This is a genomic window from Micromonospora aridisoli (genome assembly GCF_056150025.1).
In genome coordinates this window covers 121,799-135,250 of sequence record NZ_JAXCFK010000002.1, presented here as the reverse complement: position 1 = coordinate 135,250, position 13,452 = coordinate 121,799, and the positions used below count along the sequence as shown (strand labels likewise).

Here is a 13,452-nt window from a genome sequence, read left to right as displayed (position 1 = left end):
CCTGTACCAGCCAATCTAGAGGTTGCCCACTACCGGCTCCGGTTGGGGCGGGCCCGATCGCGTCGGCGGGTCCGCCCTCGCCCGATTCCCCGTCGATCGGCCCGGCATACTCGGCCGTCCGGTTGGTTATCCACAGGCCGATCCGTTGGCTGAGCGGCGACGCGCGGGGTTATCCACAGGAACATCCCCAGCCTGGTGATCCTCGCTCACTCTGGGTGCACGTCCGTCTCGTCGGGCTCAGCGGCCGAGTCGGCGGCGGACCATGCCGACCACTTCGGTGATCTCGGAGATCCGCAGCACGGTCGCCAGGCCCAGGTAGGTACCGCCGATCACCGCGCCGCCGACCACCAGTTGCACGATCGCCTGCGCCCGCGTCGGCGTGTCGTCGCCGGGCAGCAGGGCCACCACCAACAGGCCGGCCAGGGCGGCACCCAGCGCCGCGACGGTAACCCGGCCGAGGGTACGCAGAATCGCGCCCAGCCCGATGCGACCGACCCGGGGGCGCAGCAGCCAGGCCGAGGCGATGGCCGCGGCCAGATACGAGACCGCGTTGCCGATCATCATTCCGGCCCCGACGAAGCTCGCCGAGAAGAGCGCGAACAGGGCGATCTGCACCCCGATCCGGAGTGCCACGACCGGAATGTTGATCAGCGCCGGGGTCCGGGTGTCCGGCAGGGCGTAGAAGGCGAAGGTGAACAGTTGGCTGATCGCGAAGGGCACCAGCGCGAGCGCGGCGGCCAGCAGCACCAGAGATGTCGCGGTGGCGTTGTCGGCGGTGAACGCCCCCCACCGGAACAACGTGAACGCGATCGGGGTGGCGAGCACGGCGTAGCAGACCGCGATCGGGGCGAGCACGGCCGACACGGTCCGGGTCCCCCGGGACAGGTCGGCGGCAAGGTCGGCGTACCGGCCGTCGGCGGCGGCGGCGCTCATCCGGGGCATCAGCGCCGTGATGATCGACACCGCGATGATGCCGTGCGCGGTCATCAGCAGCAGGAACACGTTGTTGTAGATCAGCGGGCCGGCGGCGTTCTCCCTGCCGGCGCGGTTCAGCAGGTTGAACAGCACGATGAGACCGAGCTGGCTGACCGCGACGTAGCAGATCATCCAGGCACCGAGGCGGCCCAGTTCGGCCAGGCCGAGCTTGCGGAAGTCGAACCGCAGCTTCCACCGGAAACCGACCTTGCGCAGCGCCGGCAGCAGGCCGGCGACCTGGATGGCGACGCCGACCAAGGTGCCGCCACCGATGAGCAGGACCCGGCCGGTCGTCATGTCATCGGGCCCGACGATCTCGGCACCGAAGATCGCGATGTAGAGGCCGGCGGTGCCGATGACGACGAGGTTGTTGAGGATCGGTGCCCACATCGGCGCGGCGAAATGGCCACGGGTGTTGAGCACGGCACTGATCAACGCGCTCAGGCCGGAGAAGAAGATCATCGGCAGCATGAGCCTGGCCAGGGCGGTGACCAGTTTCGAGTAGCCCTCAGCGGACTCGTTCGCGCCGTACAGCCAGGTCAGCGGCACGGCAAGAGCGACCGCGAGCACCGCGGCGGCACCTAGCGCGAGCACCGCCAGGGTCAGCAGCCGCTGGGCGTACGCCTGACCACCGTCGCTGTCCGCCTTGCGCCGACGCACCAGCACCGGGATCAGCACGCTGGTGAGGATGCCGCCGAGCAGGAACTCGTAGACCATTCCCGGCAGGATCTGGGCGGTGGTGTAGGCGTCGCCCACCAGCGCACCACCCAGGGCAGCGCCGATCACCAGGTTGCGCAGGAAGCCGGTGCCCCGGCTGACCAGGCTGCCCAGCGCCATGACCGCGCTGTTGGCGGCGGCGCTGCCCTCCGCCACCTGCTCCTGCGGAGGAGCGGTCGACTCCAACGCCGGCTGGTTGAGCGGCTCGGCGGAGATGAACGTGGCTCCGTCGTCCGGCCGGCCGCCGGGCACGCCGCCCTGCTGGGCGTTCGCGCTGCGGTAGAGCCCGCCGCTCATCTGTGCCTCCAAGGGGTACGCGGTAGCCGGCACCGGCCCGCACGCCACAGACCTTAGTCAACCCCCGCCCGTTACCCGCGCCCGGCGGATCAGATGCCGGCCAGGACCGATAGGCTGCGGATCCGATGTCCGAAGCCGCCGCATCCCACGCCACCGACCGCCGCGAACTCACCACCGCGCAGCGCAACGCCGTCGCCGAACTGCTCCGGGTCTCCCCGGTCGCGGACGAGTTGGGCCGCCGGTTCGCCGCCGCCGGTCACGAACTGCACCTCGTGGGCGGTTCGGTACGCGACGCCCTGCTCGGTCGGCTCGGTGAGGATCTCGACTTCTGCACCGACGCGCACCCCGACCAGACGCTGGACATCGTGCGGGGCTGGGCCGAGGCGATCTGGGAGACCGGCCGCGAGTTCGGCACCATCGGCTGCCAGCGCGACGGTCTACGACTGGAGATCACCACCTTCCGCGCCGAGTCGTACGACCAGGTCAGTCGCAATCCGGTGGTGGCCTACGGCACCAGCCTCGCGGAGGACCTGCGGCGCCGGGACTTCACCATCAACGCGATGGCGGTAAGCGTCCCCGAGCACCGGTTCACCGACCCGCACGGCGGCCTGGCCGACCTGGCCGCGAAGATCGTGCGTACCCCGGGCACGCCCGCCGAGTCGTTCGGCGATGACCCGCTGCGGATGCTGCGGGCCGCCCGCTTCGCCGCGCAGTTGCGCTTCGCGGTGCACCCGGACGTGCGGGCCGCGATGACCCGGATGGCGACCGATCTGGACCGGATCACCGCCGAGCGGATCCGCGACGAGTTCACCAAGCTGCTCTGCGGCGCCGACCCGATCTCCGGCCTGCGGCTGCTGGTCGACACCGGCCTGGCCGAGCGTTTTCTGCCCGAGCTGACCGGACTCAAGCTGGAGATCGACGAGCACGCCCAGCACAAGGACGTCTACGAGCACACCCTCACCGTGGTCCGGAACGCCGTCTCGTACGAGGAGGACGGGCCGGACTTCATCCTGCGGATGGCCGCGCTGATGCACGACGTGGGCAAGCCGGCGACCAAGGCGGTCGGCTCCGACGGACGGGTCAGCTTCCACCACCACGAGGTGGTCGGTGCCCGACTGACCAAGATGCGGATGAAGGCGCTGCGCTACCCGAAGGATGTCACCGCCAAGGTCACCGCCCTGGTCGCGCTGCACCTGCGCTTCTACGGGTATGGCCGGGGCGAGTGGACCGACTCGGCGGTACGCCGCTACGTCACCGACGCCGGTGACCTGCTGACCCGGCTGCACAAGCTGACCCGCTCGGACTGCACCACCCGCAACCGGCGGAAGGCGGCCCAGCTCGCGGCGGACTACGACGCGCTGGAGGAGCGGATCGCCCGGATCGCCGCCGAGGAGGACCTTGCCCGGGTCCGGCCCGACCTCGACGGAAACGCGATCATGGAGTTGCTCGGTGTGCCGCCGGGACCGGTGGTCGGACGGGCCTGGAAGCACCTGAAGGACCTGCGCCTGGAGCGTGGGCCGTTGGATCGCGACACGGCCGAGGCGGAGCTGCTGCGCTGGGCCCGTGACGAGGGGATCCTCGGCTGAGGGCAGCCTGAGCGACGGCGTCATCGGTGGCCCCCTCCACTGCGGAACGCGCACGCCAGGACGGTCGATACGACGAGACGCTTACGTTTCGACCGAAAGGTTGACGCGGCTCTCTCCGTGCTCATTCATGATGTTGGAACGTCCGCCGGTTTCGCTGCTCGTCAGCCGCAGCGGACGATCCAATGTTTGTCCGACCGTCCATCTGAAACGGTCGACGACCGACGGGGGTTACACCTAGTGAAACGCCGTGGCGTACTGCGCCGCTCGGCGGTGGCAGGGCTCGCCCTCGCCACCGCCTCGTCCATCATCAGCGTCGTGTCCGGCGGTGCCGCAGTGGCAGGTCCCGCCGACCAGGGCCGATCCGAGGCACGCGTCACCAAGGGTGCCGAGGTACGCCGTGGCGAGGGCGCCGACGTGGTGCCCGGCCGCTACATCGTGGTCTTGAAGGATCAGGGGACCAGCTTCAGTTCCGCCCGAGCCGCCGCGTCCGCGCTGACCCGCGCCAACGGTGGCACCTTGCGTACGGTGTTCAGCAACGCCCTGAGCGGCTACTCGGTCGCCATGAACGAGCGTCAGGCGGCGAAGCTGGCAACCAACCCGGCCGTCGCCTCCGTCGAGCCGGTACGCACCTACTCGATCAACGGCACGCAGAGCAGCCCGCCGTCGTGGGGACTGGACCGGATCGACCAGGCCTCCGCGAAGCTGAACAAGACCTACAAGTACCCGAACACGGGTAGCAAGGTCACCGCCTACATCCTGGACACCGGCATCAACGTCAAGCACCAGGACTTCGGCGGTCGGGCAAGCATGGGCTTCGACGTCTTCAACCCGCCACCGCCGCCGCCGTCGCCCACGCCGACCCCCACCCCCACGTCGACGCCGTCGCCGATGCCGACGCCGACGCCGACGCCGACAGTGAACCCGACGGTCACGCCCAGCGTGACCCCCAGTTCCACGCCCACGCCCACTCCCACGCCGACCGAGACCCCCACGCCGACCGAGGAGCCGACGGAGCCGACCGGGGAGCCGACGGAGCCGACCGACCCGGGTGCCGTGCAGGCCCAGGCCAACGGCGACTGCAACGGCCATGGCACGCACGTGGCCGGCACCGTCGGTGGCACGAAGTACGGCGTGGCCAAGGGCGTCAAGCTCGTCGGCGTACGTGTGCTCGACTGCAACGGAGGCGGTAACACCGAGACCGTGCTCGCCGGCGTCGAGTGGGTGACCGCCAACGCGAAGAAGCCGGCCGTGGTCAACCTCAGCCTCGGTGGCCGAGCTGACCCGGTGCTCGATGCGGCGGTGAAGCGGTCCATCAGCTCCGGCATCGCCTACGCGATTTCCGCCGGCAACGAGGCGCAGGACGCCTGCAAGGTGTCCCCGGCGCGGGTGCCGGATGCGATCACGGTGGGCGCGACCGACCGGGTCGACATGCGGGCGAACTTCTCCAACTACGGCAAGTGCCTTGACGTGTTCGCGCCTGGAGTGAGCATCGTCTCGGCGCGGCACGACAACAACACCGGCAGTGTCGGGTTGAGCGGCACCTCGATGGCGGCCCCGCACGTGGCGGGCGCTGCGGCCCTGCTGCTACACGCCAACCCCAGCTGGAAGCCGAAGCAGGTGCGTGACCGGATCGTCACCACCGGCATCGCCGGTGCGGTGTACGACACCAAGGGCTCGATCGACCGGCTGTTGACGGTCGGCTCGGTCACCCCGGCCCGCAGCGCGTACGGCTTCAAGGCCAGCTCCAACGGCAAGTTCGTCACCGCCCCCAGCACCACGAAGGCGCTGGTCAACAACGGCAAGAGCCTGGGCAAGGCGCAGCAGTACGACATCGTCAACGCCGGCAGCGGCCTGGTCGCGCTGCGCTCGAAGCAGACCGGCCGCTACGTGGTGGCCCCGAGCAAGGGCACCAAGCCGCTGATCGCCAGCCACAAGACGATCGTCACCTCCGGGAAGTTCACCATCGTGAACCACACCGACGGTCGCATCAGTCTCAAGGCCAAGATCAACGGCAAGTACGTGACGGCGTCGAAGACCGGCACCGCGGTGCTCCGGGCCAACAAGACCACCGTCGGCACCAACGAGAAGTTCACCGTCGAGGCGCCGGCACCGGTGATCAGCATCAAGTCGAAGGCCAGCGGCAAGTACGTGGTCGCCGCCAGCAGCACCAAGCCGCTGATCGCCAGCAGCAAGACCGTCACCAAGTCGGCGAAGTTCCAGATCGTCAACCGTGGTGGTGGGTTCTTCGGTCTGAAGGCCCTGTCCAACGGCAAGTACGTGACCACGCCGAACAACGGCAAGAATCCGTTGATTGCCAGCAAGGGATCGGTCGGCTACTGGGAGGAGTTCGCGTTCTACGACTACCTGCCGGACGGCACGATCACGTTGCTGGGCGGCGACAACAAGCTGGTCACCGCCGGTCCGAACGGTAACAAGCAGCTGATCGCGAGCAAGAGTCTCAGGACGACTCCGGGTAACGGCGAGAAGTTCACCGTATCGGCGGCCTGACGTCTCACCGCACAACCCGGCGCCCGCCGGAGCACCCGATCCCAGGGACCTGCTCCGGCGGGCGTCGCCGTTCCTGCCTCCGGTAGTGGTGAACTGCGGCCTGTTGCCGGCGGCGGGGCGGACTACCGAGGGGGGACAATGGGTGACATGCGTTGGACGGTGCTCGACTCGCCGATCGGGGAGTTCTCCGTGGCCACGGATGGGGGCAGCGTCCGCGGCACCCACTTCGGTGCGGTCGCGAACGCGGCGACGGAGCCGACCGACGAGACCTCCCGCCGGGCCGTGGCGGAACTGCGGGCGTACTTCGCCGGGGAGTTGACCGACTTCGGCGTGCCGGTGGCGGTGCCGCGCGGCTCCGATTTCGAGCGGGCGGTGTGGCGGGAGATGACCCGCATTCCGTACGGCGAGACGTTGACCTACGGCGAGGTGGCCCGACGGGTCGGCGATCCCGGTGCGGCCCGGGCGGTCGGGGTGGCCTGCAACCGCAACCCGATCCCGGTCATCGTGCCCTGTCACCGCATCGTCGGGGCGGGCGGGAAGCTGGTCGGCTTCGGTGGCGGCCTGGACCGCAAGGTTGGACTCCTGGAGCTGGAGGCCCGGGTGGCCCTGCAACGCGCCTGGTCCTGACCGGTCGTGGTGCTGCCAGATCATGGTGGTCGCACACAGCCGGTCCCGGCTGCGCCGGCCTGGCCCTGGGCCTGCGGGTGGCCGATCAGTCCGGCGCGGGTAGGCAACCGCCGTCGGCGATCCGGGTACCGATCTCCACCGTGACGTCGTCCTGGCGGACGCTGCCGAAGACGCACGCCCGACCGGTCCATCCCGCGAAGATCAGCCCGTCCCCGGGGCCGAGGTCGAGCCGTCCGGGCGGCCGCACGGTCACGTCGGTGAGACCGGTGGCGGTCACCGCCCGCTTCACGGCCTTCTCGTCGGGCTCGTCCCGGCCGCCGGCGGTCAGCAGGTTCAGGTTCTTGAGCACCTCGGTGGCACAGGCGCGAGCACCGTTGGCGACTTCGGGTTCGAGCGTGCCGCGCTGCCGGAAGGCGTCGTTGGCGGCCTGCTGACGCCGGAACATCTCCTCGCGCAGTTGCTCGTCGGTCATCGGGTTCCCGGTGCCGGACAACGGCGGTTCGCTCGACGCGCCGGAGGCGGTGTCGGGTCTGGTCGCGACCTCCGGCGGCGTGATCGCGGCGGCGACGCAGCTGGCCTCGGCCACCGACGGCAGAGGAGCGGGCGGCATGGCCTCTCCGTCCGAGCCGGCCGTTGGCCGGCTGCCCGGCATGGCGCAGGCGAGCAGGCTGGAAGACAGCAGCGCGCCTGCGAGTGCCACGGCGACCCGACGCCCCGATCCAGGGCCTGGATCGTCGCCCTCGGTCGCAGGCCGGCCAGAGACTTCGGCACTGGCACCGGTGGCGTGCGTAGCGTGGTCGAACGGCACGGCGATCAGCGTAACGTTCCGCCATCGACGGCGATGCCCCGAATGCGTGCCGACCAGCAGCCTGACCGACCCCAGTGGCAGGGTCGGGCCGCCGTGCGGAAGTCGTACACGGGATGCGGTGAGTCGGGGCTGTCAGGCCGGCGGTTGGGCGCGAGATGCCGCATGTCGGGTCGGCAGGCCGGGCCCGAGTCCCGTCATCGAGGCAGAGTGCGCGTCCGGCCCGTACCGGAAGATGCCGGCCTGAGGGAAGACGGCGGGGGCCGGGTCCGTGTGGACCCGGCCCCGCCGGTGCTGCTGGTCAGCTGCTCAGCGCTCGATCTCGCCCGCGATGAACGCCTCGACGGCGGCGTGCGCGTCGTGGTCGGCGTACTGCTCCGGCGGGGACTTCATGAAGTAGGACGAGGCCGACAGGATCGGGCCACCGATCTTCCGGTCGAGGGCGATCTTCGCGGCGCGGACGGCGTCGATGATGACGCCGGCCGAGTTCGGCGAGTCCCACACCTCGAGCTTCAGCTCCGCGTTGAGCGGGGTGTCACCGAACGAACGGCCCTCCAGCCGGATGTACGCCCACTTGCGGTCGTCCAGCCACGGCACGTGGTCGGACGGGCCGATGTGCACGTCGCTCTTGGCCATCTCGTGCGGCACCTGGGACGTCACCGACTGGGTCTTCGAGATCTTCTTCGAGACCAGGCGGTTGCGCTCCAGCATGTTCATGAAGTCCATGTTGCCGCCGAAGTTGAGCTGGTACGTGCGCAGCAGCTCGACGCCCCGGTCCTCGAACAGCTTCGCGAGGGCGCGGTGCACGATGGTGGCGCCGACCTGGCTCTTGATGTCGTCGCCGACGATCGGCAGGCCGGCGTCGGTGAACTTCTGCGCCCACTCCGGGTCGGAGGCGATGAAGACCGGCAGGGCGTTGACGAACGCGCAGCCGGCGTCGATCGCGGCCTGGGCGTAGAACTTGTCGGCCTCCTCCGAGCCCACCGGCAGGTAGGAGACGACCACGTCGACCTGCGCGTCGCGCAGCGCCTTGGCCACGTCCACCGGGGTGGCGTCAGACTCCTCGACGATCTCGCGGTAGTACTGCCCGAGGCCGTCGAAGGTCGGGCCACGCTGCACGGTGACACCGGTCGGCGGCACGTCGCAGAGCTTGATGGTGTTGTTCTCGCTGGCGACGATCGCCTCCGCGAGGTCCATGCCCACCTTCTTGGCGTCGACATCGAACGCCGCGACGAACTGCACGTCTGAGACGTGGTAGTCGCCGAAGGTGACGTGCATGAGACCCGGGACGCGGTCGTTGGGGTCGGCATTCCGGTAGTACTCGACGCCCTGTACCAGGGACGAGGCGCAGTTACCCACACCGACGATGGCGACGCGGACGGAGCCCATCGCGTGTGCCTCCTTCTTCTCTGTCACGGCCGCTCTGTCCTGGTCTCGCCAGGCGGAGGCGGGCTGTTGTCTTCTCGTGGGCCGCCGGCCGTCCCGGGTTGCGGGACCGTCGGGGCACGGCCGGAGCGCTCGTTGGCGATGAGCTCCTCCAGCCAGCGGACCTCACGCTCACAGGCCTCCAGGCCGTGGCGCTGCAGCTCCAGGGTGTACGCGTCGAGGCGCTCGGCTGCCCGGCCCAGCATGTCGCGAAGCCCCTCGCGACGTTCCTCGATCGTGCGGCGGCGACCTTCCAGGATGCGAAGTCGGGTCGCCCGGTCGGTTCGGGAAAAGAACGCGAAGTGCACACCGAAACCGGTGTCGCCGTACGTCTCCGGCCCGGTCTGTGCGATGAGCTGGGCGAAGCGCTCTTTTCCTTCCGCGGTGATTTCGTAGACCACCCGACCTCGTCGGCTGGTCAGCGCGGGAACCTCCTCGGCGGTGGCGGGTGTCTCGTCGGCCTCGGTGATCCATCCCGCCGCCTGGAGCCGGCGCAGGGTCGGATAGAGCGAGCCGTAACTGATGGCGGCGCGGATCGCCCCGAGCTTGGCGGTGAGCTCCTTGCGCAGCTCGTAGCCGTGCATCGGGGCCTCCTGCAACAGGCCGAGGATGGCGAGTTCGAGCACCGGCCACCCTCCCTTTACCCTGTGCGTGGAGTGCTAACCACCACGATGTATCGGACCGATACATCGCACCGTAGCGTCTCGCTCCGGTCAGGGCAAACCCCCGCTCCGAGGTGTTGCGGTCACGGATCGTCACGGTGGTCGCCTCGTCAGAAGAGACCGCGTACCCTTTGCCGCATGCGTACGCAGCGCCAGGTCGTCGACTACTCGCTCCGAAAGCGAGCGGCGCTGCGTGAGCTTCTCGCCGGCCGCGTCGGCACCTATGACCTCTGCGACGCGTCGCCCTACCTGAAGAACGCCGCTCGGTTCCATGGTGAGTCCACCGACGAGCGCTGTCCGATCTGCCGCAGCGAGAACCTGACCCTCGTCCATTACATTTACGGCGACGAACTCAAGCAGTCGGCCGGCCAGGCCCGTACTCTGGCCGAGTTGGCCATGCTGGCGATGACGCTGCGTGAGTTCCAGGTCTTCGTGGTGGAGGTGTGCCTCGGCTGTGACTGGAACCATCTCGTCGAGCAGTACCTGCTCGGGCGGGACGGTCTGACCGGCGTCGTCGACGGCGAGCCGGAGCATGGTGAGGCGAGCGGCATGACAGCCGACGGAACGGGTGTCCGGCGAAGGCGAGAGGCGCAACGGTGAAACGAGCTCGATCGGCCGGCCCCGGCCGCGTACGACGCGGCTGGGGTGACCGACAGCTTGTAGGTCTGAATGGTCCGATTGATGCGGATCTGACGTCGCGACCACGGCACCCCCGTGCCGTGGCTGGCAGGTGTCACAACTCACGGCAAACCGGTGGCGGTGCGACCGCGCCCCACCGCGACGGCAGGGTGTGAGGAATGAACTCGTACGGCGATCCCAGCTCCTCGCGCGGCCGGGCCCGGATTCCGGGCCCGGACGACCCGGGGCAGGCGGACGACGCGTACCGCCGCCCGGGTGGTGAACCGCGCGGAGTCAACTGGTCGACCGGCCCGGAGACTTCCGGCCCGTCGGCCCGTGCCTCGGTCGGCGGGCGTGCCCCGGTCGGCGGCTCGGCGAGCGTCCCGCCTCGTGGCGGAGCGGCCCCGGTTGGCCGGGCCGGTCCCGGACGTGCCTCCGTGCCGGTCTCGCCGGCCGGTCCCGGGCGCGCCTCGGTGCCTGTCTCTCCCGCGCCGGGCCGTGCCGGTCGAGCTTCGGTGCCAGTGTCGCCGGCCGGTCCGGGGCGCGCCTCGGTCGGTGCCGTCGGCGCGGCCTCGGCCGGTCGGGCGAGCGTCGGCTCGGCGTCCGTGGGCGGTGCCGGCGGTCGGGCCGCGGTGGCCCGGGCCAGCGTCGGTGGTCCCGGTGGACCGGGTGGCCCCGGCGGTCCGGGTGGACCGACCGGGCCGGGGCGCGGTGGTCGTGACCCGGGCGCGGCGGCTCGGGCCCGCAAGCGCAAGCGGATGAACTTCCTGATCGCCGGCTTCGCGGTGTTCATCATGCTGGCCGGCATCGGCGTCGTCGGGTTCACCTACTACTCGACGAACGTGGTGCTGCCCAAGGAGATCCCGCTGCCGCTCTCCACCACCGTCTACGCCAAGGACGGCAAGACGCTGGTCGCCAAGCTCGGCAACGAGAACCGCACCTTCGTCACCATCGACAACATCCCCCAGCATGTGCGGGACGCCGTCGCCGCCGCCGAGGACCGCAACTTCTACCGGCACTCCGGCGTCGACTACAAGGGCATCGCCCGCGCCGCGTGGAACAACCTCTCCGGCGGCGACAAGCAGGGCGCCTCGACCATCACCCAGCAGTACGCCCGCAACGCCTACGAGAACCTCCAGGACGACAGCTACGCCCGGAAGGTGAAGGAGGCGATCCTCGCCTCGAAGCTGAACGACAACTACACCAAAGACCAGATCATGGAGAACTACCTCAACGTGATCTACTTCGGTCGAGGTGCGTACGGCATCGAGGCGGCCGCCCAGACGTACTTCAACACCAACGCGAAGAAGCTGACGGTGGCCCAGGGCGCGGTGCTCGCCGCGCTGATCAAGCAGCCGGTCGCCAGCGCCACCCACAAGGGGTACGACCCGGACGTCAACGAGGCCGAGGCCAGGGGCCGGTGGGAGTACGTCATCAACGGGATGGTCGAGGAGGGCTGGCTGGACGCCCCGGGCAAGGAGAAGCGGCCGACCGAGTACCCGAAGGTCGAGAAGCCGAAGAAGAACAACGGCTTCGGTGTCGCCTCCCCGCGCGGCAACGTGATCAACTACGTGCGCCAGGAGATGGAGCAGTGGGGTCTCTGCTCCAACTACGGGGCCGAGGGCAAGCCGAGCTGCGTCGACGAGCTGCGCGAGGGTGGCTACCGGATCACCACCACCATCGACCCGAAGATGCAGAAGGCGCTGGAGGAGGCGGCCCAGCCGGACCGCAATGGCTCCGTGCTCAAGGGGCAGCCGAAGAACCTGATGTCGGCGGTGGTCTCCGTCGAGCCGAAGACCGGCCGGGTGCTGGCCTACTACGGTGGTGACAGCGGCGCGGACTTCGACTACGCCGGCCTGAACACCAACCAGAACGGCGATCTCGTCGGTGGTCACCCGCCAGGCTCGTCGTTCAAGGTCTACACCCTGGCTGCGGCGATCGACGCCGGCATCTCCGTGAAGTCGCACTGGGACGCCACGCCGTTCACGCCCGACGACTACGCCAATCCGATCCAGAACGCGGGTCGAGACGTGCGGCAGACCTGCAACAAGTGGTGCTCGCTCCAGGAGTCGACGGTCCGGTCGTACAACGTGCCGTTCTTCCACCTCACCGAGGACATCGGCGAGGCCAAGGTCATCGACATGGCCCGCCGCGCCGGCGTCCGCACCATGTGGACGGTGGACCCGCCGAAGGCGTACGACCTGACCAAGGAGAAGCCCGAGGATCTCGGGCGTAAGCAGTTCGACCGGGTGATTGGCTTCGGCCAGTACCCGATCACCGTGCTGGACCACGCCAACGGTCTGGCCACCCTCGCCAACAAGGGCAAGTACAACAAGGCGCACTTCGTCCGGACGGTGGAGAAGCAGAACAAGGCCACCGGCAAGTGGGACAAGGTGCCCGGCACCGGCGAGAAGCTCAAGCCGCAGCAGGTGATCCGGCCGGAGGTCGCCGAGGAGGTGACCGCGGTGCTCAAGGAGATCCCCGGCAAGAGCAACGCTCAGCTCGCGAACAACCGGCAGGCCGCCGGCAAGACCGGCACCTGGGAGTACAACAACACCGACAAGAACGCGCACGCCTGGATGGTCGGCTACGACGAGAACGTGGCCACCGCCGTCTGGATCGGCAGCCGCAACCCGAAGAAGCCGGCGATCCTCGACCGGAACGGCGACAACGTCGGCGGTAGCGGCCTCCCCGCCGCGCTGTGGAAGCGGTACATGGACGAGGCGTTGAAGGGCTCCGACCCGTCAAACCTGCCCAGCGTGACCGGCGTTGGCGACCAGGACGCCGGTAACGGCGAGGAGCCGGCGCCGCCACCGCCGCCGCCCGGCGGCGACCAGCGCGACTGCGACCCGACGGACTTCTTCTGCCGGATCACCGGCGGCGGGAACAACGGTGGTGACAACGGCGGCAACAACGGCGGCAACAACGGTGGGAACCCGTTCACCCCACCCGGTGATGGTGATCAACGGCCGGGCGGTGAAGGCGGCGGCTTGCTGCCACCAAGAACCACCAACCGGGAGTGATCTTCTCGTAGCCGCAGCGGGCGGCCGGACCTCGGGTCCGGCCGCCCGAAGCCGTCGTGTACGTCCTGTCCAGGAGTCGGTGGTAGAGCTGCTCCACCTCTGGGCCCGCGCTGATCCCCAGATCCTGGGCCAGGCGAGTCCTCAGACCATTGTCCCGAGCGGTCCGTATCGCACTTGCCGCCCTGCCCATCACCCCGGCGGTCCTGTTC

The 13,452-nt window shown here is 69.4% G+C and carries 9 protein-coding genes; 5 read left to right on the top strand and 4 right to left on the bottom strand.

Going from position 1 to position 13,452, the window contains the following annotated elements:
* Nucleotides 1-237: 237 nt before the first annotated feature.
* Nucleotides 238-1,989, bottom strand: a complete 1,752-nt coding sequence (gene murJ, locus SM447_RS04075) for a murein biosynthesis integral membrane protein MurJ (RefSeq protein WP_474571370.1) — start codon at nt 1,987-1,989, stop codon at nt 238-240.
* A 125-nt stretch (nt 1,990-2,114) separates the two neighbouring features.
* Between murJ and SM447_RS04070 the strand changes: the two genes are divergently transcribed.
* From SM447_RS04070 to SM447_RS04060, 3 genes are all read left to right on the top strand, one after another.
* Nucleotides 2,115-3,575 (top strand): CCA tRNA nucleotidyltransferase, encoded by a 1,461-nt coding sequence (locus SM447_RS04070; protein ID WP_474571369.1) that lies wholly within the window; start codon nt 2,115-2,117, stop codon nt 3,573-3,575.
* A 237-nt stretch (nt 3,576-3,812) separates the two neighbouring features.
* Entirely contained in the window at nt 3,813-6,083 is a 2,271-nt protein-coding gene (locus tag SM447_RS04065) for a S8 family serine peptidase (protein ID WP_474571368.1), read from the top strand.
* A 147-nt stretch (nt 6,084-6,230) separates the two neighbouring features.
* Nucleotides 6,231-6,710, top strand: coding sequence for a methylated-DNA--[protein]-cysteine S-methyltransferase (locus SM447_RS04060; RefSeq protein ID WP_474571880.1), 480 nt, complete (start codon nt 6,231-6,233; stop codon nt 6,708-6,710).
* An 85-nt stretch (nt 6,711-6,795) separates the two neighbouring features.
* Here SM447_RS04060 and SM447_RS04055 read toward each other — a convergent pair whose 3' ends face one another.
* The 3 genes from SM447_RS04055 to SM447_RS04045 form a co-directional block, all read right to left on the bottom strand.
* A complete protein-coding gene (locus tag SM447_RS04055; RefSeq protein WP_474571367.1) occupies nt 6,796-7,320 on the bottom strand; it encodes a hypothetical protein in 525 nt (174 codons plus the stop codon).
* A 504-nt stretch (nt 7,321-7,824) separates the two neighbouring features.
* Complete coding sequence (locus tag SM447_RS04050) at nt 7,825-8,904, bottom strand: inositol-3-phosphate synthase (RefSeq protein WP_474571879.1); 1,080 nt, start codon at nt 8,902-8,904, stop codon at nt 7,825-7,827.
* 23 nt (nt 8,905-8,927) lie between these two features.
* Entirely contained in the window at nt 8,928-9,566 is a 639-nt protein-coding gene (locus SM447_RS04045) for a PadR family transcriptional regulator (RefSeq protein ID WP_474571366.1), read from the bottom strand.
* A 174-nt stretch (nt 9,567-9,740) separates the two neighbouring features.
* Between SM447_RS04045 and SM447_RS04040 the strand changes: the two genes are divergently transcribed.
* Both SM447_RS04040 and SM447_RS04035 read left to right on the top strand, forming a co-directional pair.
* Nucleotides 9,741-10,202, top strand: coding sequence for a DUF5318 domain-containing protein (locus SM447_RS04040; protein ID WP_474571365.1), 462 nt, complete (start codon nt 9,741-9,743; stop codon nt 10,200-10,202).
* A 197-nt stretch (nt 10,203-10,399) separates the two neighbouring features.
* Nucleotides 10,400-13,243, top strand: coding sequence for a transglycosylase domain-containing protein (locus SM447_RS04035; protein ID WP_474571364.1), 2,844 nt, complete (start codon nt 10,400-10,402; stop codon nt 13,241-13,243).
* Nucleotides 13,244-13,452: the final 209 nt, after the last annotated feature.

What these genes read in the sequence shown, in the direction of transcription:
- murJ (WP_474571370.1), bottom strand. Translation starts at nt 1,989, where the DNA reads ATGAGCGGCGGGCTCTACCGCAGCGCGAACGCCCAGCAGGGCGGCGTG.
- SM447_RS04070 (WP_474571369.1), top strand. Translation starts at nt 2,115, where the DNA reads ATGTCCGAAGCCGCCGCATCCCACGCCACCGACCGCCGCGAACTCACC.
- SM447_RS04060 (WP_474571880.1), top strand. Translation starts at nt 6,231, where the DNA reads ATGCGTTGGACGGTGCTCGACTCGCCGATCGGGGAGTTCTCCGTGGCC.
- SM447_RS04055 (WP_474571367.1), bottom strand. Translation starts at nt 7,320, where the DNA reads ATGCCGCCCGCTCCTCTGCCGTCGGTGGCCGAGGCCAGCTGCGTCGCC.
- SM447_RS04050 (WP_474571879.1), bottom strand. Translation starts at nt 8,904, where the DNA reads ATGGGCTCCGTCCGCGTCGCCATCGTCGGTGTGGGTAACTGCGCCTCG.
- SM447_RS04040 (WP_474571365.1), top strand. Translation starts at nt 9,741, where the DNA reads ATGCGTACGCAGCGCCAGGTCGTCGACTACTCGCTCCGAAAGCGAGCG.
- SM447_RS04035 (WP_474571364.1), top strand. Translation starts at nt 10,400, where the DNA reads ATGAACTCGTACGGCGATCCCAGCTCCTCGCGCGGCCGGGCCCGGATT.